This window comes from Hydrogenophaga sp. UC242_50 (genome assembly GCF_042697355.1).
GTDB lineage: Bacteria > Pseudomonadota > Gammaproteobacteria > Burkholderiales > Burkholderiaceae_C > Hydrogenophaga.
Genome location: NZ_CP170553.1, coordinates 1,326,287 through 1,350,844 on the forward strand (window position 1 = coordinate 1,326,287; position 24,558 = coordinate 1,350,844).

Below are 24,558 nucleotides of genomic sequence, written 5' to 3' on the forward strand. Positions count from 1 at the left end.
CGGAACCCTCCCTCGGGCCGTTGTGGGGCCGCTTCCAGGCGCTGGAACCGGCTTGAAATTGGCGTCATGCGCCCCCATTACACTGGTTGCCTCCCCAGCCGCCAATACCCCTCCCCCTATGGTCCCGCACCTCGTCACCGCCCTGACCGGCCCCATCAACGAGCTCGAGCAGCGCATCCTCGAGTCCACCCCGGTGATCGAGCGCTGGTTCCGCCTCGAGTGGATGGAGCACACGCCGCCGTTCTACACCTCGGTGGACGTGCGCAACGCGGGGTTCAAGCTGGCGCCGGTGGACACGAACCTGTATCCCGGCGGCTGGAACCACCTCACGCCCGAGATGCTGCCGCTGGCGGTGCAGGCCGCGATGGCGGCGATCGAGAAGATCTGCCCCGAGGCCAAGAACCTGCTGCTGGTGCCCGAGAGCACCACCGACACCTTCTACCTGAGCAACCTGGCGCAGCTGCAGCGCATTTTCTACATGGCCGGGCTCAATGTGCGCCTGGGCTCGCTCTCCAACGACATCAAGGCCCCCACCACCATCGAGCTGCCCGGCGGCGACAAGGTGGTGCTGGAGCCGCTGCTGCGCAGCAAGCGCCGCCTGGGCCTGAAGAACTTCGACCCCTGCACCATCCTGCTCAACAACGACCTGAGCGCGGGCGTGCCGGGCATCCTGGAAGACCTGCACGAGCAGTACCTGCTGCCGCCGCTGCACGGCGGCTGGGGCACGCGGCGCAAGAGCCACCACTTCAAGGCCTATGAAGAGGTGTCCAAGCGCTTCGGCAAGCTGCTGGGCATGGACCACTGGCTGATCAACCCGATGTTCAACCAGTGCGGGCAGGTGGATTTCAACGAGGACGCCGGGCTGGAATGCCTGCGCAGCAACACCGACGCGCTGCTGGGCAAGATCCGCCGCAAGTACAAGGAATACGGCATCAACGAAAAGCCGTTCGTGGTGGTCAAGGCCGACAACGGCACGGGCGGCATGGGCATCCTGACGGTGCGCGACGCCAAGGACATCGACAACCTCTCGGCCAAGACCAAGGCCCGCATGGCCGTGGGCCAGGCCGGCCAGGAGGTGCACGAGGTCATCATCCAGGAAGGCGTGCTGACCAACGAGCGCATCAACAGCGCGGTGGCCGAGCCCGTGGTCTACATGATGGACCGCTACGTGGTCGGCGGCTTCTACCGCGTGCACGCCGACCGCGGCGTGGACGAGAACCTCAACGCGCCCGGCTCCAGCTACGTGCCGCTGGCTTTCGAGCAGAGCGCGCAGCTGCCGCAGCCCGGCCAGAAGCCCGGCGCGAGCGTGCCCAACCGCTTCTACATGTACGGCGTGATCGGCCGCCTGGCCGATGCTGGCGGCGAGCTACGAGCTGGAAGCCACCGACCCGGACGCCGAAGTCTACGAGTGAGTTGCTGCGGCGCAACATTCGGCGCGGGCGCCGCCGTTTAGAGCGCTGAGCCGGCAGACAAGGCCCCGCCGGCGGGCGCACAATCGCGTTCCCTCGACAACCGAACCCCGTGCCAACAGGCCGGGGTTGTTTTGTGTCCGCTTCCAAATCGTCACTGGCTGCGCTCACCCTCGGCGCCATCGGCGTGGTGTACGGCGACATCGGCACCAGCGTGCTGTACGCCGTCAAGGAGGTCTTCGGCTCCGGCCACGTGCCTTTCACCCACGCCAACGTCTACGGCATCCTGTCCATCCTGTTCTGGACGCTGACGGTCATCGTCTCCCTCAAGTACGTGGTGCTGGTGCTGCGCGCCGACAACAACGGCGAAGGCGGCCTGATCGCGATGCTCGCGCTGGCCTCCATGGCAGTGAAGGAGCGGCCCGCCCTGCGCCAGACGCTGCTGGCCATCGGCATCTTCGGCACCGCGCTGTTCTATGGCGACGGCGTCATCACGCCGGCGATCTCGGTGCTCTCGGCCGTCGAGGGCCTGGAGGTGATCTCGCCGCACTTCAAGCACTACGTGGTGCCCATCACCCTGCTGGTGCTGTTCGCGCTGTTCGCGGTGCAGAAGCGCGGCACCAGCGGCATCGGCCGCTTCTTCGGCCCGATCACCCTGGCCTGGTTCCTCACCATCGCGGCGCTGGGCGTGTCGCAGATCGTGGGCCATCCCGAGATCCTGGGCGCGCTCAACCCGTTGCACGCGCTGCGCTTCATGTGGGCGCAGCCCGGCACCAGCTTCATCATCCTGGGCGCGGTGGTGCTGTGCGTCACCGGCGCCGAGGCGCTCTACGCCGACCTCGGCCACTTCGGCAAACGCCCGATCCGCCTGGCCTGGTTCTCCGTCGTCATGCCCTGCCTCACGCTGAACTACTTCGGCCAGGGCGCATTGCTGCTGGCCGACCCGGCGGCCGTGAAGAACCCGTTCTTCAACATGGCGCCCGAGTGGCTGCTGCTGCCGCTGGTGATCATGCGCGACCATGGCCACGGTGATCGCCTCGCAGGCCCTGATCACCGGCGCCTTCAGCGTGACCAAGCAGGCGATCCAGCTCGGTTACCTGCCGCGCCTGAAGATCCAGCACACCAGCGTGAAGCACACCGGCCAGATCTACATGCCGTTCGTGAACTGGAGCCTGTTCACCGCCATCGTGCTGGCGGTGGTAATGTTCAAGTCGTCCAGCAACCTCGCGGCGGCCTACGGCATCGCGGTCACGCTGGACATGCTCATCACCACGGTGCTCACCTTCTACGTGGTGCGCTACAGCTGGAAGTACCCGCTGTGGCTGTGCGTGCTGGCCACCGGCTTCTTCTTCCTGGTGGACCTCGCCTTCTTCAGCTCCAACCTGCTCAAGCTGTTCGCCGGCGGCTGGTTCCCGCTGCTCATCGGCGGCGCGGTGTTCACGCTCATGATGACCTGGAAGCGCGGCCGCTCGCTCATGACCGAGGCGCAGCACGCCGAATCGATCGAGCTGAACAGCTTCCTCGATGCGCTGTTCATCGCACCGCCCGTGCGGGTGGAGGGCACGGCGGTGTTCCTCACGGCCGACATCGGCACCGTGCCCAACGCCATGTTGCACAACCTCAAGCACAACAAGGTGCTGCACGAGCAGAACCTGTTCGTCACCGTGCGCAGCCAGGAAGTGCCCTGGATCGGGCTGAACAAGCGGCTGGAGATCGAGCCGCTGGGGCACGACTGCTGGCAGGTGGTGGTGAACTACGGCTTCAAGAACGACCTGGACCTGCCCGAGGCGCTGTCGGCCATGCGCGGGCGCGGCTGCGACATGGGCCCGATGACCACCAGCTACTTCCTCTCGCGCGATGTGGTGGTGCCCACCATCGGCAGCGGCATGGCGCCCTGGCGCGAGAAGCTGTTCGCCCAGATGCACCACAACGCGAGCGCGGCGGCCGAGTTCCTGAACCTGCCGAGCAACGCGGTGATCGAGCTGGGCTCGAAGGTGGAGATCTAGGGGTCAGATTTTCCGGAAGGACGCCTGGTGGTCCGAGATGGTCTTGCTCAGCCGGTCCAGCCGCTTCCTCAGCACGGCCTCGGCGAGGGATTTGTCCTGGACCTCGTTGCGCGGCACATCGGGTGGGTAGACGCCCGGTGAGCCGACGGGCGACATGGACCAGTGGTACGCCAGGGTCAGGAACGAGCCGGCATCGACGACGACACCCTCGTCGGGATCGTATCTGTAACCGGCGTCGTCCATGATGTGCGCGACCTCCGGGGCGGTGCACGGCATGAGGCCCGCCTTCAGAAGCACCTCGGCGACTTCACTCAGCCGCCACTCGCCCACAGGCTCGCGCGATGTCGGCAGGGCCGTGCAGCCGCCGGCCTGCAGGCAGCGCAGGGTGTGGGCCGCGCAGTTGTTGGTCCAGGCACCCGCGGAGGAGGTTTCGGTCTCGCCGGGCGGCAGCATCAGGGGTTCGTGTCGGAAGCGTTGGCCCGGCACGGAGACGGTGGTCGTCAGGCCGCGGCCGAAGGCGCCTTTTTTTTCCAGCAGATGCTGGTCGGGATCGGTGCCGTAGGCGAGCGACCGGGCGTTCACATAGCTCTCGTGCGCGGTGCGATCGTTGAATTCGCGCAAGGCGGCCCAGTTGTTCAGGTGGGCGAACTGGACCATGGGCGGGCCGGAGAGGTCGTACGAGTGCCGGATCGGCAACGTGGTGAGCTCACGGGCCTTGTCGCCCAGCACCCGCTGGTGAAGGTCCGTGGTGTCGTAGGTGTTGGACGGCACCCCGACGATGCCCGGCATCAGGTTGCTCACAGGGTCTTGGGCCGATACCCTGATGGACTCGTGGTGGCAGACCGATGCGCCGCCATCCGGGGCGAACGCCATCAGCGAGACGTGGGTGATGCCACCCTTGTAGGTGTCCTGGTGGTAGCAGATGGCCGCCACGCCTTGGTGCGGCTGGCACGCCCGCAACCGCTTGCCGAGCCCGTTGAAGAAGGTGGTGCCCCAGGTCTCGTCGTGCTCGAAGACCTCGCCGAAGATCAGCCCCTTGGCCGCCAGGTCGGCGCACATCCTGTCAAAGACCTCCTTGGACAGCCCGGACGCTTCGAGGAACTGGCCGTGGAAGCGCTGGTTGTCGAGTCGTTCGGGGGCCGCCACGCCCTTGCCGGGTCGAAACTGGATGATGCCGTTGTCGTCCGCCCCGAAATGCACCTGGGCCAATGCGCCGACATCCTGGGGATAGCGGCAGTCGGCCAGTGAGGCGGCGAAATGCATCACGGCCCGGGAGAGCCCTCCAGTCGGGCCCATGCCACCAGGACCGCCTTGACGAAGTCGACGCAGTTGGGAGCGTGCCGGGGCGCTTTGCCGTCGATCAGGAATGCGCGGAGGTCTTCGGCGCTGAGCATGTCGATGGGCTTGTCACCGCGCAGGGAGTAGAGGCCGAATTCTTTACCCCCGATGACCCGCGCCAGTGCTTCGAGGTGTTGGGGGGTGAGTTCACCGACGCCCGTGGACCGAGGGGTGTTGTCGAAGCGCTGTTCTGCCCACCGGGGGAGCGCAAGCCAGGTGAGGTTCTCGTATTCGACGTCTTTCCCACCCATGTCGGTGTGGATGGTGTCGCGGCGACGCACCGGCGTGTGGTTGTCGGGCTGATGGCCGATGGACCCCGGGCGTTCGGCGTCTGCGGGCTGGCCCAGGAAGCTTTGGAGCGAGGTGAATTCCGTGGCGTTCAGTCGGAAGGCGATGTGGCCGGTCTTCGACAGCGCGCCCTCGGGGTTGCGCCTCGTCTCGCTGAACAACAGCTGGGCGAATGGTTTGGCGTGGACCTTGACGAATGCGCTGCCCACGCCGGGGAGGCAGGTGCCGAGGGCGTTTCTGATGATGGGGTTCATGAGGGGCTCAGGCGCTGGCCAGCGCGGTGCGGGCCTGGTTGACGCGCGCCTGCAGCCAGGCCGGCAAGGAGGGGGTGCGTTCCAGCGCGTCCAGGGGCACGTCGAAGCGGTACGCCACCTTCCCCGAGTTGGGCACGACCACGAAGCAGCCCGACACCTCGTCATTGGCGCGGGCGTTGTACTCCAGCAGTTGGATCTCGTTGCCGGGTTGATGGCCGAGGTCGACGTACACGACGAGACCCGAATCGCCTTTGGGAATCAGTCCGACGATGGCGCCGTCCACCTCGAAGTGAGGGGTCCGGGCGGTGCCCTGCCAGTTGTCCAGCTGGGTTTGCTCAAAGAGCTTGTGCATCAAGGCGGCATAGCGCATGGTGGGGTCCTGGTTGAACGGCCGGGCCGTCTCGAGCGCGACCCGTCAGGAAGTAGTGCGGGGCCTGGCGGTTCGGTTCTGTCGGCGCCCGCCGAGCAGGGTTCCGGGGCCATTGCCGGTGGCCCCCGTGCGTTGTGCCGCCGCCCGGCACAATCGCCCGATGTCTTCCACCGCGTCCCCCTCCTTTTTTCGAGACGTCAACCTCTCGGCCGCCACGGCCGGCTTCGTGGCCGTGCTGGTGGGCTTCACCAGCTCGGTGGCGATCGTCTTCCAGGCCGCGCAGGCGTTTGGCGCCACCCCCGCGCAGATCACCTCGTGGATGTGGGCGCTCGGCCTGGGCATGGGCCTGTGCTCGGCCATTCCCTCGCTGGTGCTGCGCCAGCCCGTCATGATCGCCTGGAGCACGCCGGGCGCGGCGGTGCTGCGCAACGGCGGGCCTGGCCGGCGGCTTCACCATGGCCGATGCCGTGGGGGCTTTCCTCATCAGCGCCGCGCTCATCGTGCTGGTGGGCGCCACCGGCTGGTTCGAGCGCGTGATGAACAAGATTCCGATGGCGATCGCCTCGGCCCTGCTGGCCGGCGTGCTGGCGCGCTTCGGCCTGCAGGCCTTCGCCGCCGCGCAGACCGCGCTGCCGCTGGTGGTGCTGATGCTGCTGGCCTACCTGCTGGGCCGGCGCCTGCTGCCGCGTTATGCGGTGCCGCTCACGCTGGCGGTGGCGATCGCCTACGTGGTGGCGCGGGGCCAGTTCAATGGCGGCGCGGTGAGCTTCGAACTTGCCATGCCGGTGTTCACCATGCCCGTCTTCAGCCTGGCCGCGTTCACCAGCCTGGCGCTGCCGCTGTTCGTCGTCACCATGGCCTCGCAGAACCTGCCGGGCGTGGCCGCGATCCGCGCGGCGGGTTACGACATGCCGATCTCGAAGATCATCACGCTCAGTGGCGCGGCCACGCTGGTGCTCGCGCCCTTCGGCGCCTTCGCGCTCAACCTCAGCGCCATCACCGCGGCCATCTGCATGGGCCCCGAAGCGCACGCCGACCCGAAGAAGCGCTACACCGCCGCCGTGGTGTGCGGGGGCATCTACGTGCTGATCGGCCTCTTCGGCGCGGCCATCACCGGCCTGCTCATCGCCTTCCCGCGCGAGCTGGTCATGGCATCGCCGGCATCGCGCTGCTGGGCAGCATCGGTGGCGGCCTGCACGCCGCGCTCAAGGACGACGCGCACCGCGAGGCCGCGCTCATCACCTTTCTCGTCACGCTCAGCGGTGTGGTCATCGGCGGCATCGGCTCGGCCTTCTGGGGCGTGGTCGCCGGCGCCGTCGCGCTGCTTGTGCAACAGTACGGACTCACCTCGCAAAAGCCCTGAACGAACAACGCCATGAAAAAGATCCTCGTCGTCGCCGACCCGCTCGAAGCCTTCAAGATTTACAAGGACACCACCTTCGCCATGATGCGCGAGCTGCAGCGGCGCGGCCACACGCTGGCGGCCTGCGAGCCCGAGCACCTGCAGTGGCAGAGCGGCCAGCCGGTGACGGCGCAGGTGCGCCACGTCACGCTCACCGGTGACGCCGATGCCTGGTTCACCACCACGCGCGAAGGCCGCGAGCCGTTGCACAGCTTCGATGCCGTGCTGATGCGCAAGGACCCGCCGTTCGACAGCGAGTTCTTCTACGCCACGCACCTGCTGGAGCAGGCCGAGCGCGAAGGCGCGCGCGTGTTCAACAGCCCGCGCGCGCTGCGCGACCACCCGGAAAAACTCGCGCTGATGGAGTTCGCGCGGTTCGCGCCGGCCACGCTGGTGACGCGCCGGCCCGAGGCCATCCGCGCCTTCCACGCCGAGCACAAGGACATCATCCTCAAGCCGCTCGACGGCATGGGCGGCATGGGCATCTTCCGCGTCGGGCCCGACGGCATGAACCTGGGCTCCATCATCGAGACGCTGAACCAGGGCGGCGCCACCAGCGTGATGGTGCAGCGCTACCTGCCGGAGATCGTGCTGGGCGACAAGCGCCTGCTGCTGATCGGCGGCCAGGTCGCGCCCTTCGTGCTCGCGCGCATTCCGCAGGGCAGCGAGGTGCGGGGCAACCTCGCGGCCGGCGGCAAGGGCGTGGCCCAGCCGCTGAGCGACACCGACCGCGCCGTGGCCGAGGCCATCGCCCCCACGCTGGCCGCGCGCGGCCTGCTGCTGGTGGGGCTGGACATGATCGGCGACAAGGTGACCGAGATCAACGTCACCAGCCCGACCTGCTTCCAGGAGATCCAGCAGCAGACCGGTTTCGACGTGCCCGCGATGTTCGTCGACGCGCTGGAGGCGGCGCTCGCATGAGCGACACCCCCGCGCCTTCGGCCCAGCCGCGCAACCCGCTGCACGGCCTCACGCTGGAGGCGATCCTCACCGCGCTGGTGGACCACTACGGCTGGGACGGCCTGGGCGAGCGCATCCCGGTGCGCTGTTTCAACATCGACCCGAGCATCCCGTCCAGCCTGCGCTTCCTGCGCAAGACGCCGTGGGCGCGCGAGAAGGTGGAAGGGCTGTACCTGTTCATGCTGCGCGAACAGCGCCGCGCGGGCCGGGACTGACCAGCGCCAGCAGCGCGGCGGCCAGTGGCACCACGGCCTGCGCCGAACCCAGGGTGGCAAGCGTGGCCGCGCTGAGCAACAGCCAGGCCACCGCGCCGGCGCGCAGCGCCCAAGGCAGGGCGCGCGGGTGGGCGTCGAGGCAGAGCAGCAGGCCCAGCGTCGCGATGGCCGTGGGATCGGGCGCCAGGCCGATCACCTCGGCCTGCGACCACGGGCGGCCGAAGACCAGGGCCAGCGCGGGATGCGGCCCCACCGCCCACAGCAGCAGGCCCAGGCCGAGCCGGCGGCGGCCCGGTGAGGTGGTGGCGTGGGGCCGGCGCCAAGCGAGCGCGAGCAGGCCCAGCGCCTGCAGCGCGAAGGCGATGGCGAAGGCACTCGCGGCCCAGTTGATCGGCGTGTAGCGCCACCAGAGAAAGCTCCAGGCCACCCAGGCCCACGCGAGCGCCGCGCCGATGAGGCCCACGCGCGCGGCCTGGGCAGGGCGGCGCCACAGGCCGATCGCCAGCGCCATCGCCAGCAGGCTGAAGACCCAGGGCGCCGGCCACCACGCGGCGTTCTGCAGCTCGAACAGCCGCCAGTAGGTGCGCGGCGCGAACATCAGGAAATCCGCCGACCGGTAGGTCCACCATTCGCTCATGGCGTGGCCCTACAGCGCGGCCACGTCGCGCGCCATGCGCGCGCGCAGCGCCGCGTCGGGCAGGGGGCCGCGCGCCGCGCCCATGTTCTGCCGCAGGTGCGCGACCTGGCTGGTGGCGGGGATCGCGCAGGTCACGCCCGGGTGCGAGACCACGAACTTCAGCGCCACCTGCGCCCAGCCGTCGCAGCCGATCTCCGCCGCCCAACCCGGCAGCTTGTGGCGCGCGAGATCGCGCAGCAGCGCGCCCTCGCGGAAGGGCCGGTTCGCGAGCACCGCGATGCCGCGCTCCTGCGCCAGCGGCAGCAGGCGCTGCTCGGCCTCCCGGTCGAGCAGGTTGAGGCTGAGCTGCACGAAGTCGATCGGCTGGGTGCGCATGGCGCGCTCGAGCTCGGTGTGCCGCCGGCCTTCGGAGGTGGTGATGCCCACGTAGCGCAGGCGGCCTTGCGCCTTCATCTCGAACAGGCGCGGCAGGTGGCCTTCCCAGCCCAGCAGGTTGTGCACCTGCATGAGGTCGAAGCGCGGCACGCCCAGAAGGCCCGCGAGGCTTCCATCTGCGCGTGACCGCGTGCCGCGTCGCCCACCCACACCTTCTCGGCCGAGAACAGCGCGGCCGGGTGCCGGAGTTTCGCCAGCGCGTGGCCGATGGTGGGTTGCGAGGAGCCGTACATGGGCGAGCTGTCGATCAGCCGCCCACCGGCCTCGAAGAAGGCGCGCACCACCTCGGCACAGGCGTCGCGCGCCTGCGGGTCGTTGCCCACGTTGAAGGTGATCCAGCTGCCCAGGCCGACGACGGGCAGGGCCTCGCCGCTGGCCGGGATGCGGCGCGTGAGCAGGCCCGGTGCCGCCGGGTTGGCGGCCCAGGCCGGCCAGGCCGGCCAGGCCGCGGCCAGCGGTGCGCCGAGCGCGGCGCCCAGCCACTGGCGGCGGTTGCCGCGGAACGGCGGAGGAAACATGGTGGCCTCCCGTTGGGGCGTGAAAGCCGGTGGGACGTGGCGCGGCGCCGGGAAGTTCCGGCCCGCGCGGCTTACTTCAGCAAGGGCGAGCGCAGGATGATCTGCACGGTGGCGAAGAAGTGTTCTTCCAGCGCCTTGAGCGCGGCGGGCTCGTCGCGCGCGAGCACCGCGTCCACCAGGCGCTTGTGTTCGGCCTTCACGTCGCGGTGGTGGTCGGTGTCCAGCGGCACCGAGAGCAGGCGGTAGCGCTCGCTTTGCGCGTAGAGCAGCTCGCGCATGCGCAGCAGCCACACGCTGGGGCAGGCGCTCACCAGCGCTTCGTGGAAGGCGCCGTGGGCCTGGTTCCAGGCCGGCGCCTTGCGCGCCTCTTCGTCCGAGGGGATGTCCTGCAGCCGCTCCATGCGGTGCGCCGCCGCGACGATGCGGATCTCCCACTCCACGTCGCCGTGCTGCATGGCCTTGCTCAGGCAGAGCGATTCCAGCTCCACACGCGTGCGCGTGAGATCCAGCAGCTCTTCCCTGCTGACCGGCGCCACGCGGTAGCCCCGGTGGGACTCGGCGACCACCATGCCCTCGGCCCCCAGGCGCGAGAGGGCTTCGCGGATGGCGCCCAGGCTGACCTCGAACCGCTGTTCCAGCGCCTTGATGTTGAGTTTGGCCCCCGGCAGCAGGCGGCCCTCCAGGATTTCCGCCCGGATGAGCTGGCAGACGGTCTCGGCCTGGGTGAGTTTGGCGGCGGGGGTGGTCATGGCAGGCGAGATTGTATGAGGGAATGTACCAATGAGAAAAGAATAGATTATTTGTTGAAAGATACATCGTTGGTGATAGAGTCCCGACCCAGACACATTCACACACAGAGGAGCATTCGATGAAGTTGTTGCGTTTCCAGCGGGACGGGCATGAAGGCTGGGCGGTGCAGGACCCGGCCAGCGGGGGCTGGCATGGCGCCACCGAAGGCGCCGCCGCCTACCCGGGCGCGCTGGACGCCGCGATCCGCGCGGGCCGCCCGGCGCTGGACGCCGCCGCCGCCGCGATGCGCGCCCAGCCGGTGGTGGATCTCGCCACCGTGCGCTTCCTGGCCCCGGTGGCCGAGCCGCGCAAGATCATCTGCGTGGGCCTGAACTACCGCGACCACACCGAAGAAAGCGGCTTCGAGCAGCCGGCCTACCCCACGCTGTTCTCGCGCTTCAACACCAGTGTGGTGCCGCACGGCGCGCCGCTGGAGCACGCGGGCCTGTCGGACTCGCTGGACTTCGAAGGCGAGCTGGTGGCGGTGATCGGCACCGGCGGCTCGTGCATCCGCCACGAGGACGCGCTCTCGCACGTGCTGGCCTATTCGGTCTTCAACGACGGCAGCGTGCGCGAGTACCAGTTCAAGACGCCGCAGTGGACCATGGGCAAGAACTTCGACCGCACCGGCGCCTTCGGCCCCTGGCTGGTCACGGCCGACGAGCTGCCGCCCGGCGCGCGCGGCCTTCGGCTGGAAACGCGCCTCAACGGCCAGACCGTGCAGTCGGCCAACACCAGCGACATGGTGTTCGACGTGGCCTCGCTCATCGTGACCATCAGCGAGGCCATCACCCTGGAGCCCGGCGACCTGATCGTGGCCGGCACGCCCGCGGGCATCGGCCATGCGCGCGAGCCGCGCCTGTACATGCAGCCCGGCGACGTCTGCGAAGTCGAGATCGAGCGCATCGGCCTGCTGCGCAACCGCATCGAGGCGCGCGCGCCCGCGCCCACCCCTCACCACCCCGCCCCCAAAGAGGAGACAACCGCATGAAGCTCAACCGCCTGCTGGCCGCCATGGCCCTCACCACCTTCGCCGCGCTCGGCAGCACCGCCGCGCTGGCGCAGGACTTCAAGGCGCGCAACGCGCGCTTCGGCCACGGCATGGCCGACGCCCACCCGGCCGGCCAGGCCGCGAAGCAGTTCGCCACCGAGATGGAGAAGGCCAGCGGCGGCAAGATGAAGATCGCCGTGATCGCCAACCAGGCCCTGGGCCCGGACCCGCAGATGCTGGCCGCGCTGCAGGGCGGCGTGCAGGAGTTCTACACCGGCAGCGCGCTCGCCATGCTGGGCCAGGTCAAGGAGCTCGGCTTCCAGGACGTGCCCTTCCTCTTCAACACCGAGGCCGAGGCGCACGCCGTGTTCGACGGCCCGGTGGGCGCCCACCTCAACGCCAAGCTCGCTGCGGTCGGCATCCACGTGCTGGGCTGGTGGGAGAACGGCTTTCGCCACATCACCAACTCCAAACGCCCGGTCAACACGCTGGACGACCTCAAGGGCCTGAAGCTGCGCACCCAGCCCAACCCGCTCACGCTCGACGCCTTCAAGGCCATCGGCGCCAACGCCTCGCCGCTGCCCTGGTCCGAGCTGTTCGTGGCGCTGGAGACCAAGGCCTTCGACGGCCAGGAGAACCCGGTGGTGCTGATGTACACCCAGCGCTTCTACGAAGTGCAGAAGTACATGACGCTCTCGGGCCACGTCTACTCGCCGCTGATCTTCGCGGTGTCGAAGAAATACTGGGACAGCCTCTCGCCCGATGAGCAGAAGGCGATGAACACCGCCGCGAAGAACGCCACCGCGTTCCAGCGCAAGTCCACCGCCGCCGAGGCCGGCAGCGCGCTGCAGGGCATGAAGGACAAGGGCGTGCAGGTCACGCAGTTCTCGCCCGCCGACCTGCAGGCGATCCGCGACCGCGTGCCGCCGGCGATCGCGCCGCACCTGGAGAAGATCGGCCCCGAGTTCATGACCCTGGTGCGCAGCGAGATCGCCAAGGTGCGCACCGCGTCGAAGTAAGCCCGCCTTCCCAGGCGCTGTTCCTTCCCTCACACGACCGGGCCACGCGCCCGGTCGGCCTTGCCATGACCGCCTCGATTTCCTTGCCAGCCGCCGTGCTGGACGGCCTGCGCCAGCTGCTCGGCGAGCGCCTGTCCACCAGCCCCGCCGTGTGCGAGCACCACGGCCGCGACGAATCCATCTTCGCGCCCATGCTGCCGGCCGCCGTGGCCTTCGCGCGCCACACCGACGAGGTGCTCGCCATCGTTCGCCTGTGCCGCGAGCACCGGGTGCCGCTGGTGCCCTACGGCGCGGGCTCCTCGCTCGAAGGCCACACGCTGGCCGTGCGGGGCGGCGTCACGCTCAACCTGCAGCAGATGGACCAGCTCGTCGCGATCCACGACGAGGACCAGACCGCCACCGTGCAACCCGGCGTGACGCGCAAGGCGCTCAACGCCGCCTTGCGCGACAAGGGCCTGTTCTTCCCGATCGATCCCGGGGCCGATGCCACCATCGGCGGCATGTGCGCCACGCGCGCCAGCGGCACCAACGCCGTGCGCTACGGCACCATGCGCGAGAACGTGGTCAACCTCACCGTGGTCACGCCCGACGGCCAGCTGGTGAAGACGGCGCGGCGCGCGCGCAAGAGCGCCGCCGGCTACGACCTCACGCGCCTGTTCGTGGGCTCCGAAGGCACGCTGGGCGTGGTGGTGGAGGCCACGGTGAAGCTGCACCCGCTGCCCGAATCCATCCTGGCCGCGGTGTGCGCCTTTCCCAGCATCGACGCGGCGGTGCAGGCGGTGGTGCAGACCATCCAGGTGGGTGTGCCGATCGCGCGCTGTGAATTCGTCGACCGCGTGGCGATCCGCGCGCTCAATGGTTACAGCAAGACCGGCTTGCCCGAGCAGCCGCACCTGTTCTTCGAGTTCCACGGCAGCGAGGCCGGCGTGCGCGAGCAGGTCGAGCTGGTGCAGGCCATCGCGGGCGAACTCGGGGGCGAAAGCTTCCAGTGGTCTCACACACCCGAAGAGCGCACGCGCCTGTGGGAGGCGCGGCACAACGTCTACTTCGCCGCGCTGCAGCTGCGCCCGGGCAGCCGCAGCGTGGTGACCGATGTCTGCGTGCCGATCTCGCAGCTGGCCGACTGCGTGAACCAGACCGCGCAGGACCTCGCGCAGTCGGGCCTGATCGCGCCCATCGTCGGCCATGTGGGCGACGGCAACTTCCACGTGCAGATGCTGGTGGACGGCGACAGCGAACACGAGGTGGCGCAGGCCGAGGCGCTCAACGCGCGGCTGGTGGCGCGCGCGCTGGCGATGGACGGCACCTGCACCGGCGAGCACGGCATCGGCCTGCACAAGCAGGGCTTCCTGCTCGACGAGCTGGGCGAGGCGCCGGTGGCGCTGATGCGACAGATCAAGCACGCGATGGACCCGCACAACCTGATGAACCCAGGCAAGATCTTTTCCTTCTGAAGCTCGGCAACGCACCCCATGAAAACCCTCATCCACTGGTACTTCAAGGCGCTCGAGGGGGTCATGGTGTTGTGCCTGGCCGCCATGTGCGTCATGGTGTTCGGCAACGTGGTGCTGCGCCACGTGTTCGACTCGGGCATCAACACCTCGGAAGAGCTCTCGCGCTTCATGTTCATCTGGCTCACCTTCCTGGGCGCCATCGTGGCGATGCGCGAAGGCGGCCACCTGGGCATGGACATGGTGGTGCGCCGCCTCACCGGGCGCACCCGCTGGGTGGCGCTGATGCTCTCCCAGCTGCTGGTGCTCGCCTGCTGCGCCGTGCTGCTCTGGGGGCTGATCCTGCAGCACGGCATCAACGCTGGCCAACATCGGCCTGGTCACCGGCCTCTCGCTGGCCATCGTCTATTCGGTCGCCTACCTGTGCGCGGCCTCCATCGGTGTGATGGTCCTCGCCAACATCGTCACCCTGCTGCGCGGCAAGGACCTGCCCGACCCGCAACTCACCGACGCCGCCTGAGCGCCCCTCCCATGATCGTCCTCATCTTCGTTTTTGCGCTGCTCGCGGCGATGGCGCTGGGCATGCCCATCGCCTTCGCGCTCATGGTCTCCAGCCTGGCCATGATGGCCTGGATGGACATCTTCAACGCCCAGATCCTGGCGCAGAACATGCTGTCCGGCGCCGACAGCTTCCCGCTGATGGCGATTCCCTTCTTCGTGCTGGCCGGCGAGCTCATGAACGCCGGGGGCATTTCGCGGCGCATCGTCGCGGTGGCGGGCGCCTGGGTCGGGCACTTCAAGGGCGGCCTGGGCTACGTGGCCATCTTCGCCTGCGTCATCATGGCCTCGCTCTCGGGCTCGGCCATCGCCGACACCGCGGCCGTGGCGGCGCTGCTCATCCCGATGATGCGCAAGGCCGGCTACGACATGCCGCGCGCCTCGGGCCTGATCGCCTCGGGCGGCATCATCGCGCCCATCATTCCGCCCTCCATCGGTTTCGTGATGTTCGGCGTGGTCGGCAACGTGTCCATCACCAGCCTGTTCATCGCCGGCATCGTGCCTGGCCTGCTGATGGCGGTGGCGCTGGTGGGCACATGGATGTACCAGGCCAAACGCGACGACATGCCGCGCGAACCCAAAGTGTCGATGCGCGAGCGCTGGTCGGCCACCTTCGCGGGCGTGTGGGCGCTGCTGCTGCCGGTGCTCATCGTCGGCGGCCTCAAGGGCGGTTATTTCACGCCCACCGAGGCGGCCGTGGTCGCGGTGTTCTATGCGCTCTTCGTGGGCTTCGTGGTGTACCGCGAGCTCAAGGTGGCGCAGCTCTATGCGCTGCTGCTCGCGGCTGGCAAGACCTCGGCCGTGGTGATGTTCCTGGTGGCCGCGGCGCAGGTCACGGCCTGGCTGATCGCCGCCGCCAGCATCCCCATGGTGGTGGCGGACATGCTGCAGCCGCTGGCCGACTCGCCCACGCTGCTGCTGATCGTCATCATGCTGCTGGTGATCGTGGTGGGCACGGCGCTGGACTTCGCGCCCACGATCCTGATCCTGGTGCCGGTGCTCATGCCGGTGGTGCGCATGGCCGGCATCGACCCGGTGTATTTCGGCGTGCTCTTCATCATGAACAACGCCATCGGACTCATCACGCCGCCGGTGGGCACGGTGCTCAACGTGGTCTGCGGCGTCTCCCGCGTGCGGCTGGAGTCGGTGATCCGCGCCGTCTCACCCTACCTGCTCGCGCAGCTCGGGGTGCTGTTCCTGCTGGTGTTCTTCCCCCAGCTGGTGCTGGCGCCGCTGCGCTTCCTCACGCGCTGAGCCAGCGGGGCGGGGCGCGGTCCGCGCGCCGGGTACAGTACGGCCCACGTTCAACACCCGGAAAGTGGACTCACGATGGCGACTCGGCGCAGCAACACGGCGGTGCGACAAGGGCGCAAGGTGCTCAACCTCGCGGGTTACGTCACCTCCCACCTCACGGTGCTGGCCAACCGGCTCTCCAGCGGGGCCTCGCGGCTGTACCTCCAGCGCTATGGCATCGGCATCATCGAGTGGCGCGTGCTGGCCATGCTGGCGGTCGAGCCCCGCATCTCGCCGGTGCGCGTCTGCCAGGTCATCGGGCTGGACAAGGGCGCCGTCAGCCGCGAGATGCGCAAGCTCGAAACCAAGGGCTATCTCACGGTGGAGGAAGACCCCGAGAGCCCGCGCCGGCACACGCTGGCGCTCACGCCCGAGGGGTATGCCGTCCACGACGAGGTCATCCGCGCCGCTCTGGAGCGCGAACGCCGCCTGCTCAAGGGCCTGTCGGCCAGCGAGGTGGAGACGCTGCTGGACCTGCTGGTGCGCACCACGGCCAACCTCCCGTTCGTGAACGAGTACGAGCCGCCCGAGGCCGCCCCCGCTCCACGCCCGCGCAAGAAGAAAGCCTGAGGCGGGCGCGCCCGCCGCGCTCAGTCCCCGGCGCGCGCTTCGTCGCCGTCGGTGGGCCGGGGCACCACGTGGCTGAGCGAGGGCGGGATCTCGCCCGTGCCCGGGTTGCCGATGCGGCGGCGGAACAGCTCGGTGCGCGCCAGCAGGATGGTGGTGACCGGCACCGTGAGCGAGAGGAAGATGATGATCAGCCAGGCGTGCAGCGAGAGCCGTTCGTCCTGCGCCGAGAAGTAAACGATGCTCGCCAGCGTGACGCACCAGGCCGAGAAGCTGAAGGCCAGCGCGGGCGGGTGCATGCGCTGGAAGAAGGTCTTGAAGCGCACCACGCCGATGGCGGCGGTGAGCGTGAAGATGCCGCTGAGGATCAGCAGCAGCGCCACCGGGATTTCGGCCCAGAGCGAGACACCGGCCGGCATCATCATTCGATCACCTCGCCGCGCAGCAAAAACTTGGCCATGGCGGCCGAACTCACGAAACCGAAGACGGCGATCAGCAGCGCCGCCTCGAAGTACATCGCGCTGCGGTAGCGGATCGCCAGCACCATGAGCACCAGCATGCCGATGGTGTAGATCAGGTCCATGGCGAGCACGCGGTCCTGCGCCGAGGGGCCGCGGTACAGGCGCAGCAGGCCCAGCGCCATGGCGAGCACGTAACAGGCCAGCGCGAAGACGATAGCGCCAAAGAGGAAGGGACTCATTCGAAGATCTCCATCAGGGGACGCTCGTAGCGCTGCTTGATCAGCGCGATTTCGTGCGGCGCGTCCTTGAGGTCGAAGATGTGCACCAGCAGCGCACTGCGGTCCAGCGCGATCTCGGACCAGATGGTGCCCGGGATCACGCACATGATGGCGGCCAGCACCGCCAGGCCGTTGGGGTCGCGCAGGTCCAGCGGCACGGTGATGAAGCCGCCCTGCGGCATGTGCTCGCCGCGGCCCAGCGTGCCGCGCAGCACGCGCCAGTTCCATTCGATCACGTCGACGCCCACGCGCAGAAAGAGTTTGACGGCCACCCAGGGGTGGCTGAAGCGCACTGGCGTCGGGCGCAGCGACTGCGTGAGCAGCGGCACCGCGAAGCCCAGCACCAGGGCCATGAGCCATTGGCCCAGGCTGTAGGGGTTGTTGAGCACCAGCCACAGCGCGACCAGCGCGAGCGACAGCAGGGGGGCGGGGAACAGGCGCCGCATCATGGCTGCTTCTCCGGCACGGGCACGCCCAGGCGCTCGGCGTTGGTGGGGGTGGGCAACGGCTGGGCCGAGAACACGGCGTCGATGTAGCCGCGTGGGTGGTACAGCGAACTCGCGGTGGCGGCGGTGTAGCGCATCACCGCCTCGCCGCGCACCGTGAACAGCACGCACAGGCCGATCAGCACCGCGATGGGCACGTACTCGGCCACGCGCAGCATGTGCCCGCCGCGCTCCATCGGCGCCCAGAAGAAGCGGATGCCGGTGCGCGAGAGCGCCACCAGCGCGAACAGGCCGGAGGTGATCACCAGCACCATCAGCGTCCAGCTCGCCGCGCTCACCGCTGGTGTGCCGCTCTGCAGCGGCAGCAGCGCCGAGAGCATGGCGAACTTGCCGATGAAGCCGGAGAGCGGCGGCAGCCCGGCCACCAGCACGGTGCAGCAGATGAAGGCCAGGCCCAGCAGCGCGGTGGTCGCGGGGATCGCGCGGCCGATCAGCACTTCCTCGTCCTCGTCGAGGTTGGCGGTCTTGGCGATTTCCAGGTCGGCCAGGGCGAACGGCAGGTGGTCCTCTTCGTCTTCCGGCGCGCGCTGGCTCGCAGGGTCGGTGCGCGAGCGGTCCATGAGCTCGGCCAGCAGGAAGAAGGCCGCCACCGCCAGGGTGGAACTCGGCAGGTAGTACAGCGCGCTGGCGGTGAGCTCGGGCCGCGCGAAGCCCAGCACCGCGAGCAGCGTGCCCGAGGACACGATGACCGAGAAGCCCGCCAGCCGTGCGGGCCGCTGCGAAGCCAGCATGCCGATGGCGCCGAAGGCCAGCGTGGCCATGCCGCCCCAGGCCAGCCACTCGCTGCCGAAGCCCGCCGAATGGCCGGCCTCGGGCGAGAAGAGCAGGGTGGACAGGCGCAGCAACACGTAGATGCCCACCTTGGTGAGCAGCGCGAACATCGCCGCCGAGGGCGCGCTGGCGCTGGAGTAGGCCGGCACCAGCCAGAAGTTGAGCGGCCACATGGCGGCCTTGGCGAGGAAGGCCACGGCCAGGATGGCGCAGGCGGTGTGCAGCAGCGCGCGGTCGGCCGAGGCCACGTCCGGAATGCGCGCGGCCAGGTCCGCCATGTTCAGCGTGCCGGTCACGCCGTAGATCATCGAGGCGCCCACCAGGAACAGCGAGGACGCGGCCAGGTTGATCGAGATGTACTGCAGGCCCGCCTTCACGCGCGAGGGCCCCGAGCCGTGCAGCAGCAGGCCGTAGGACGCGGCCAGCATGACCTCGAAAAACACGAACAGGTTGAACAGGTCGCCGGTGAGGAAGGCCCCGTTCAGGCCCATGATCTGGATCTGGAACAGCGGGTGGAAGTGCGCGCCGGCCTTGTGCCAGCGCGCCAGCGCGAACAGCAGCGCCATCAGCGCCACCATCGCGGCCAGCAGCAGCATCAGGCCCGAGAGGCGGTCGAGCACCAGCACGATGCCGAAGGGCACGTCCCAGTTGCCGGGCAAATAGACGCCGAACGCGCTCGGCCCCTCGCCCTGCTTGCTCCAGAGCAGCAGCGCCACGGCCACCGCCAGGTTGATCACGGTGGCGCTCAGGCTGATGGTGGCCTTGGTGCGGTGCCGCCGGTCGCCCACGAACAGCAGCAGGCAGGCCGTGACCAGCGGCAGCAGGATGGGCGCGATCATCAGGTGCGGCATGAGCGCCGCGGTGATCGACTGGATCAATCCTCCCGTCACTCCGCGTCCCCCTGTCCGTCCACATGGTCATTGCCGAAGAAGCCGCGCTGCGCGAGCAGCACGACCAGGAACAGCGCGGTCATGGCGAAGCCGATCACGATGGCGGTGAGCACCAGGGCCTGCGGCATCGGGTCGTCGTACTGCAGCAGCGTGGCTTCCAGCCCGGGCGTGAGCACGGGTTCGCTGTCCACCGAGAGCCGGCCCATGGCGAAGATGAACAGGTTGACGCCGTAGCCCAGCAGGCACAGGCCCATGATGACCTGGTAGGTGCGCGGGCGCAGCATCAGCCACACGCCGCAGGTGGTGAGGGCGCCGATGGCGATGGCGATGACGAGTTCCATCAGTGAGCTCCTTCTTCTTTTTCCTGCTCGACCTTGGCCTGGCGGTGGCCGCGCACCGACTGGTGGCCCAGCGCGGTGAGGATGAGCAGGGTGGCGCCCACCACGAGGGTGAAGACGCCGATGTCGTAGAACAGCGCGCTGGCGACGTGGATGTCGCCCAGCAGCGGCAGGTGCAGGTGGGCCGTGTGCGTGGTCAGGAACGGGTAGCCGAACCAGAACGAGCCCAGGCCGGTGGCGGTGGCGGTGAGCAGGCCGGCGGCGATCCAGCGCTGCGGCATCAGCTGCATGTTGGCCTCCACCCATTGCGTGCCCGAGACGATGTACTGCAGGATGAAGGCGGTGGAAAGCACCAGCCCGGCCACGAAGCCGCCGCCCGGTTCGTTGTGGCCGCGCATGAAGAGGTAGACCGCGATCACCGCCGCGATCGGCAGCAGCAGGCGCACCAGCACCGCCGGCACCATGAGGTAACCCTGCGCGGTGTCCTCGGCCAGTTGGGGGTTCACCAGGTCGGTGTCCAGGTCGGCCGGCAGGGCCAGCTGCTGCGGCGGCAGTTCGGTGCTCTCGGGCGCGGGCCGGAAGCGGCGCAGCAGCGCGTACACCGTGAGCGCCACGATGCCCAGCACCGTGATCTCGCCCAGCGTGTCGAAGCCCCGGAAGTCCACCAGCATCACGTTGACCACATTGGTGCCGCCGCCTTCGGGCAGCGCGCGCTCCAGGAAGAAGGGCGAGATGCTCTGCGGGAAGTCGCGCGTCATCACCGCGTAGGACAGGCCGGTCATGCCAGCGCCCGCGGCCAGCGCCAGCAGCAGGTCGCGCGAGCGCCGGGCCTTGGCCTTGGCGCGATCCCACAGCGGTTCGCGGGCGTCCTGCACCTCCAGCCGCTTGGGCAGCCAGCGCAGGCCGAGCAGGATCAGAACCGTGGTCACCGCCTCGACCGAAAGCTGCGTGAGCGCGAGGTCGGGCGCGGAGAACCAGGCGAACGTGATCACGGTGGTGAGGCCGGACACGCTCATGAGCGCCAGCGCGGTGAGCCGGTGGTATTTGGCCTGCCAGACCGCGCCGATGGCCGCGCCCACGCCCACCACCCAGAGCAGCGCGAACATGGGCGAGAACGGCAGCAGCGTGCGATCGCCGGGAGAGAGCACCGGGTTGGGCACGGCCAGGCGGAACGCGGCCACCGCGCCCACCACCGTCACCAGCACCAGCAGGAACAGCTGCGGCTGCAGGCGCCGCGTGCCCAGCAGGCGCAGGGCGCTGCGGGCGGCGGCGGTGAGCCGGGCCATGGTGTGGTGGAACAGGCGCTTGCCGTTGAACAGCCCCACCAGCGGTGCGCGCTGGATGCGCCCGCTCTGCAGGGGCTTGCGCAGCAGCAGGTACAGCACGATGCCGCCGGCCAGCGCGAGGAAACTCATCCACAGCGGCAGGTTGAAGCCGTGCCAGACGGCCAGGTCGAACTCGGGCAGGGTGCCGCCCACGACCGGCGAGGCGGCCGTGCCCAGGATGTGCTGGATGGACCACTGCGGCACGATGCCCACCACCAGGCAGGCCAGCACCAGCACCTCGATCGGCACGCGCATCCAGTGCGGCGGCTCGTGCGGCACGCGCGGCAGGTTGGCGCAGGTGTCGGGGCCGAAGAACACGCGCGCCGTGAAGCGCAGCGAATAGGCCACGCTGAACATGCCGGCGATCACCGCCGCCGTGGGCAGCAGGCGCTGGAACCAGGGCGCCGCGCTCACGAACACGGCCTCGGTGAAGAACATCTCCTTGGAGATGAAGCCGTTGAGCAGCGGCACGCCGGCCATGGCCGCGCCGGCCACCACGGTGAGCGTGGCGGTCACCGGCATGTAGCGGGCCAGGCCCGAGAGGCGGCGCATGTCGCGCGTGCCGGCCTCGTGGTCGACGATGCCCACCGCCATGAACAGCGAGGCCTTGAAGGTGGCGTGGTTGATGATGTGGAACACGGCGGCCACCGCGGCCAGCGGGCTGTTCATGCCCAGCAGCGTGGTGATCAGGCCCAGGTGCGAGATCGTCGAGTAGGCGAGCAGGCCCTTGAGGTCGTTCTGGAAGATGGCCGCGAAGCCGCCGATCAGCAGCGTGATCAGGCCCGAGCAGGTGACGATCCAGAACCACTCGTCGGTGCCCGCGAGCACCGGCCACAGCCGCGCCAGCAGGAACACGCCGGCCTTGACCATGGTGGCCGAGTGCAGGTAGGCCGAGACCGGGGTGGGCGCGGCCATGGCGTGCGGCAGCCAGAACTGGAACGGGAACTGCGCGCTTTTGGTGAACGCGCCGAGCAGGATGAGGATGAGCGCGGTGGTGTAGAGCGGGTGGGCGCGGACCACGTCGCCGGCGCGCAGCACGACGTCGAGGTCGTAGCTGCCGACGATGTGGCCGAGCACGAGCACGCCGGCCAGCAGGCACAGGCCGCCCGCGCCGGTCACGGTGAGGGCCATGCGCGCGCCGCGCCGCGCGTCGCGGCGGTGGTGCCAGTAGCCGATGAGCAGGAAGGAGAAGAGGCTGGTGAGCTCCCAGAACAGCACCAGCTGGACCAGGTTGCCCGAGAGGACGACGCCGCTCATGGCGCCCATGAAGGCGAGCAGGAAGGAGAAGAAGCGCGGCACGGGGTCGTCGGGCGACATGTAGTAGCGCGCGTACAGGACCACGAGGGAGCCGATGCCGAGCACGAGCATGGAGAACATCCACGCGAAGCCGTCCATGCGCAGCACGAAGTTCAAGCCGAGGGAGGGCAGCCAGACGAATTCCTGCCGGATGACGCCGCCGGCGGCGACTTCAGGGAAGTACATCGCGGCCTGCACGGTGCAGAAGAGCGCGATGGCGCCGGCCAGTGTGGACTCGGTGTTGCGCGCGTTCGCGGGCAGCAGCGCAGCGATGAGGCTGCCCACGAAGGGGAGGGCGACGAGGAAGATCAGGGAGACGTGCATGTGGCTTCGAGTTTAGTGGCATGAGTTTGCAGGGCCTCGAGGGTTCCCCCGTGGGGGGTGTGTTGTGGGTTTTTTCTCTTTGCGCTCGGCTGCTTCGCGGTGGGCCGAGGGTGGGGACCGCAACACACCTGTGCACGCAAGCCTTGTGTGCCTGGACCACCCGACCTTGCCCACACAGAGGCGAGAAGCTTTATGGCACCATGCCCGGTTGCCCCGCCAAGACCCAGACGCATGACCGCCCCCCGCCACGGCCCCCTGATCGCCAACCTCGTCGCCCAGCTCGCCTTCGGCCTGCTGGCCATGACCATCTGCATCCCCTCGATGCAGGAGTGGGGTGCGATCTTCGGCTCCAGCCAGGCCGCGGTGCAGCTCACCTTCAGCGGTTACGTGGTGGCCTATGGCGGCCTGCAACTGCTGTATGGCCCGCTGTCCGACCGCCTCGGGCGCAAGAAGATCCTGCTGCTCGGCATCGCGCTGGGCGGTCTCGGCTCGCTGCTGGCCGCGCTCGCGGGCGATCTGCTCATGCTCACCGCCGCGCGCGTGCTGCAGGGCGCGGGCTGTGCCGCCGGCATGGTGGTCGGCCGCGCCATGGTGCAGGACCTGTTCGACGGCCCCGAGCGCACCCGCGTCATGGCCTACATCGGCATGCGCCATGGGCCTGGTCCCGCCGCTGCGCCACCATCATCGGCGGGCAGCTGCATGTGCGCCTGGGCTGGCAGGCCAACTTCGTGCTGCTGACCGGGCTGTCCCTCGTGCTGTTCATCGCCGCCTGGCGCGGCCTGCCCGACCACACCGCCCCAGCCGAACCGCAGCAGACGCACTGGCTGCGCGACATGGCCTCGTCCTACGCGCAACTCGCGCGCGCCCCCGGCTTCCTGCTCTACGTGGCCCTGCTCTCCATGACCACCGCCACCTTCTACGCCTTCCTCGCGGGAGCGCCCATCGTGCTCGGCAGCTACGGCGTGGGCCCGGCGGGCATCGGGTACTACATCATGCTGGTCCCGCTGGCCTACATCGTCGGCAACTACCTCACCACGCATCTCGTGCACCGCATCGGCGAACGCACCGTGATGCGCCTGGGGCAGGGCAGCTCGCTGCTGGGCATCGGCCTCATGCTCGCGCTCGCGCTGGCCGGGGTGGACACGCCGCTGGCCCTCTCGCTGCCCCTGCTGCTGCTGGGCATGGGGCACGGCCTGCTGGTGCCGCCCACCCTCATCGGCACCGTGGGCCTGCTGCCGGCGCTGGCGGGCGCGGCCGCCGCCGTGGCCGGCCTGATGCAGCAGCTCATGGGTGCGGTGGGCGGTTTCGTGGTGGGCCTGGTGCCGCACGACGGCGCGGTGAACCTGGGCTGGCTGATGCTCGCGCTCTCGGCTTGCGCCGCCGTGGCGATGGCGCTGCTGCAGCGCGGCCAGGCCACCCGCCCGGCGGCCGGCTGATCACACGCCCGAACAGGGGCGCCGGTATACTGGCCCGACCATGCGCCCTTGGCTTGCCGCCGTCTTCGCCCTGCACCTCTTCCTGAGTGTGGGTGCGTGGGCATTCGGGCCTTCCCATGGGGTGGAGGCCGTTCAGGCCAGCCACGCGCAGAGCCTGGTGATCGAGGCGGTCGCTGCCGTCCAGCCGACGCCCGACGACGGCCTGAGCGCCGACCCTTGGCCCGAGCACGGCCTGGCCGATGCCCAGGCCGACCTGCCCGAGTGCCTGGACGCGCCCATCGCCACGTCCGGCCCGGGCGAACACCTGCGCACACCGTCGCCGCCCCCGGCGCATGACCTCACGCCGCCCGTGCTCGACGGGCTCCAGCGACCGCCCCGCGGCCAGCTCGCCCTCGCCTGACCGTTTCCGCCGCGCGGCCCTGAGGCCGCTCCG

The 24,558-nt window shown here is 69.2% G+C and carries 23 protein-coding genes and 5 pseudogenes; 15 read left to right on the forward strand and 13 right to left on the reverse strand.

Going from position 1 to position 24,558, the window contains the following annotated elements:
• Positions 1 to 118: 118 nt before the first annotated feature.
• Positions 119 to 1,412, forward strand: a pseudogene (gene gshA / locus ACFJGX_RS06770) (glutamate--cysteine ligase).
• A 133-nt stretch (positions 1,413 to 1,545) separates the two neighbouring features.
• Positions 1,546 to 3,415 (forward strand): annotated as a pseudogene (locus ACFJGX_RS06775) (potassium transporter Kup).
• A 3-nt stretch (positions 3,416 to 3,418) separates the two neighbouring features.
• Here ACFJGX_RS06775 and ACFJGX_RS06780 read toward each other — a convergent pair.
• From ACFJGX_RS06780 to ACFJGX_RS06790, 3 genes are read right to left on the reverse strand one after another with little or no spacing between them, the layout of a single operon-like run.
• Positions 3,419 to 4,681, reverse strand: coding sequence for a hypothetical protein (locus ACFJGX_RS06780; RefSeq protein ID WP_382328074.1), 1,263 nt, complete (start codon positions 4,679 to 4,681; stop codon positions 3,419 to 3,421).
• Entirely contained in the window at positions 4,678 to 5,295 is a 618-nt protein-coding gene (locus ACFJGX_RS06785) for a hypothetical protein (RefSeq protein WP_382328076.1), read from the reverse strand. Before ACFJGX_RS06785 ends, ACFJGX_RS06780 begins: the two co-directional genes overlap by 4 nt.
• A gap of 7 nt (positions 5,296 to 5,302) precedes the next feature.
• On the reverse strand, positions 5,303 to 5,665 hold the full coding sequence (locus ACFJGX_RS06790; protein ID WP_382322218.1) for a CesT family type III secretion system chaperone: 363 nt from the start codon (positions 5,663 to 5,665) through the stop codon (positions 5,303 to 5,305).
• 160 nt (positions 5,666 to 5,825) lie between these two features.
• Between ACFJGX_RS06790 and ACFJGX_RS06795 the strand changes: the two are divergent.
• The 4 genes and pseudogenes from ACFJGX_RS06795 to ACFJGX_RS06810 all read left to right on the forward strand — a co-directional run.
• A pseudogene (locus ACFJGX_RS06795) lies at positions 5,826 to 6,035 on the forward strand (benzoate/H(+) symporter BenE family transporter); the annotation flags it as partial.
• 85 nt (positions 6,036 to 6,120) lie between these two features.
• Positions 6,121 to 7,028, forward strand: a pseudogene (locus ACFJGX_RS06800) (benzoate/H(+) symporter BenE family transporter).
• A gap of 12 nt (positions 7,029 to 7,040) precedes the next feature.
• Entirely contained in the window at positions 7,041 to 7,988 is a 948-nt protein-coding gene (gshB, locus tag ACFJGX_RS06805; protein ID WP_382322217.1) for a glutathione synthase, read from the forward strand.
• A complete protein-coding gene (locus ACFJGX_RS06810) occupies positions 7,985 to 8,242 on the forward strand; it encodes a VF530 family DNA-binding protein (protein WP_382153304.1) in 258 nt (85 codons plus the stop codon). Before gshB ends, ACFJGX_RS06810 begins: the two co-directional genes overlap by 4 nt.
• Here ACFJGX_RS06810 and ACFJGX_RS06815 read toward each other — a convergent pair.
• From ACFJGX_RS06815 to ACFJGX_RS06830, 4 genes are all read right to left on the reverse strand, one after another.
• Positions 8,205 to 8,879 carry a DUF6064 family protein gene (locus tag ACFJGX_RS06815; protein ID WP_382322216.1) on the reverse strand — a complete coding sequence of 225 codons (675 nt, stop codon included), beginning with the start codon at positions 8,877 to 8,879 and terminating at the stop codon, positions 8,205 to 8,207. The genes ACFJGX_RS06810 and ACFJGX_RS06815 overlap by 38 nt on opposite strands.
• A gap of 9 nt (positions 8,880 to 8,888) precedes the next feature.
• Complete coding sequence (locus tag ACFJGX_RS06820; RefSeq protein ID WP_382328078.1) at positions 8,889 to 9,386, reverse strand: aldo/keto reductase; 498 nt, start codon at positions 9,384 to 9,386, stop codon at positions 8,889 to 8,891.
• Complete coding sequence (locus ACFJGX_RS06825) at positions 9,329 to 9,832, reverse strand: aldo/keto reductase (RefSeq protein ID WP_382328080.1); 504 nt, start codon at positions 9,830 to 9,832, stop codon at positions 9,329 to 9,331. Before ACFJGX_RS06825 ends, ACFJGX_RS06820 begins: the two co-directional genes overlap by 58 nt.
• A 71-nt stretch (positions 9,833 to 9,903) precedes the next feature.
• Positions 9,904 to 10,581: a GntR family transcriptional regulator gene (locus ACFJGX_RS06830; protein WP_382322214.1), complete on the reverse strand. Its 678-nt coding sequence runs from the start codon at positions 10,579 to 10,581 to the stop codon at positions 9,904 to 9,906.
• 119 nt (positions 10,582 to 10,700) lie between these two features.
• On the opposite strand from ACFJGX_RS06830, the gene ACFJGX_RS06835 reads away from it, so the two are divergent.
• The 6 genes and pseudogenes from ACFJGX_RS06835 (at position 10,701) to ACFJGX_RS06860 (ending at position 16,503) form a co-directional block, all read left to right on the forward strand.
• Positions 10,701 to 11,612, forward strand: coding sequence for a fumarylacetoacetate hydrolase family protein (locus ACFJGX_RS06835; protein WP_382322213.1), 912 nt, complete (start codon positions 10,701 to 10,703; stop codon positions 11,610 to 11,612).
• Entirely contained in the window at positions 11,609 to 12,631 is a 1,023-nt protein-coding gene (locus ACFJGX_RS06840) for a TRAP transporter substrate-binding protein (RefSeq protein ID WP_382153319.1), read from the forward strand. Before ACFJGX_RS06835 ends, ACFJGX_RS06840 begins: the two co-directional genes overlap by 4 nt.
• A 65-nt stretch (positions 12,632 to 12,696) precedes the next feature.
• On the forward strand, positions 12,697 to 14,085 hold the full coding sequence (locus ACFJGX_RS06845) for an FAD-binding oxidoreductase (protein WP_382322212.1): 1,389 nt from the start codon (positions 12,697 to 12,699) through the stop codon (positions 14,083 to 14,085).
• 93 nt (positions 14,086 to 14,178) lie between these two features.
• Positions 14,179 to 14,364, forward strand: a pseudogene (locus ACFJGX_RS06850) (TRAP transporter small permease); the annotation flags it as partial.
• Positions 14,365 to 14,613: 249 nt separating this feature from the next.
• Entirely contained in the window at positions 14,614 to 15,894 is a 1,281-nt protein-coding gene (locus tag ACFJGX_RS06855; RefSeq protein WP_382328624.1) for a TRAP transporter large permease subunit, read from the forward strand.
• 75 nt (positions 15,895 to 15,969) lie between these two features.
• Entirely contained in the window at positions 15,970 to 16,503 is a 534-nt protein-coding gene (locus tag ACFJGX_RS06860; RefSeq protein ID WP_382328082.1) for a MarR family winged helix-turn-helix transcriptional regulator, read from the forward strand.
• 20 nt (positions 16,504 to 16,523) lie between these two features.
• Here the strand turns inward: ACFJGX_RS06860 and ACFJGX_RS06865 are convergent, their stop codons facing one another.
• The 6 genes from ACFJGX_RS06865 to ACFJGX_RS06890 are packed head-to-tail and all read right to left on the reverse strand — an operon-like array spanning position 16,524 to position 22,689.
• Positions 16,524 to 16,925, reverse strand: a complete 402-nt coding sequence (locus ACFJGX_RS06865) for a Na+/H+ antiporter subunit G (RefSeq protein WP_382322209.1) — start codon at positions 16,923 to 16,925, stop codon at positions 16,524 to 16,526.
• The gene (locus ACFJGX_RS06870; protein WP_291116828.1) at positions 16,922 to 17,200 is read right to left on the reverse strand and encodes a K+/H+ antiporter subunit F; all 279 of its coding nucleotides are present in this window, start codon (positions 17,198 to 17,200) and stop codon (positions 16,922 to 16,924) included. The genes ACFJGX_RS06865 and ACFJGX_RS06870 overlap by 4 nt, the downstream gene beginning before the upstream one ends.
• Positions 17,197 to 17,688, reverse strand: a complete 492-nt coding sequence (locus tag ACFJGX_RS06875; RefSeq protein ID WP_382153336.1) for a Na+/H+ antiporter subunit E — start codon at positions 17,686 to 17,688, stop codon at positions 17,197 to 17,199. The genes ACFJGX_RS06870 and ACFJGX_RS06875 overlap by 4 nt, the downstream gene beginning before the upstream one ends.
• Positions 17,685 to 19,367 (reverse strand): monovalent cation/H+ antiporter subunit D, encoded by a 1,683-nt coding sequence (locus ACFJGX_RS06880; RefSeq protein ID WP_382328626.1) that lies wholly within the window; start codon positions 19,365 to 19,367, stop codon positions 17,685 to 17,687. Before ACFJGX_RS06880 ends, ACFJGX_RS06875 begins: the two co-directional genes overlap by 4 nt.
• A gap of 35 nt (positions 19,368 to 19,402) precedes the next feature.
• Entirely contained in the window at positions 19,403 to 19,747 is a 345-nt protein-coding gene (locus ACFJGX_RS06885; RefSeq protein ID WP_382328084.1) for a Na+/H+ antiporter subunit C, read from the reverse strand.
• On the reverse strand, positions 19,747 to 22,689 hold the full coding sequence (locus ACFJGX_RS06890) for a monovalent cation/H+ antiporter subunit A (RefSeq protein WP_382322207.1): 2,943 nt from the start codon (positions 22,687 to 22,689) through the stop codon (positions 19,747 to 19,749). Before ACFJGX_RS06890 ends, ACFJGX_RS06885 begins: the two co-directional genes overlap by 1 nt.
• 231 nt (positions 22,690 to 22,920) lie before the next feature.
• Between ACFJGX_RS06890 and ACFJGX_RS06895 the strand changes: the two genes are divergently transcribed.
• From ACFJGX_RS06895 to ACFJGX_RS06905, 3 genes are read left to right on the forward strand one after another with little or no spacing between them, the layout of a single operon-like run.
• Complete coding sequence (locus ACFJGX_RS06895; protein ID WP_382328086.1) at positions 22,921 to 23,427, forward strand: MFS transporter; 507 nt, start codon at positions 22,921 to 22,923, stop codon at positions 23,425 to 23,427.
• A complete protein-coding gene (locus ACFJGX_RS06900; protein ID WP_382328088.1) occupies positions 23,391 to 24,125 on the forward strand; it encodes an MFS transporter in 735 nt (244 codons plus the stop codon). Before ACFJGX_RS06895 ends, ACFJGX_RS06900 begins: the two co-directional genes overlap by 37 nt.
• A gap of 40 nt (positions 24,126 to 24,165) precedes the next feature.
• Positions 24,166 to 24,525 carry a hypothetical protein gene (locus ACFJGX_RS06905; RefSeq protein WP_382322205.1) on the forward strand — a complete coding sequence of 120 codons (360 nt, stop codon included), beginning with the start codon at positions 24,166 to 24,168 and terminating at the stop codon, positions 24,523 to 24,525.
• Positions 24,526 to 24,558: the final 33 nt, after the last annotated feature.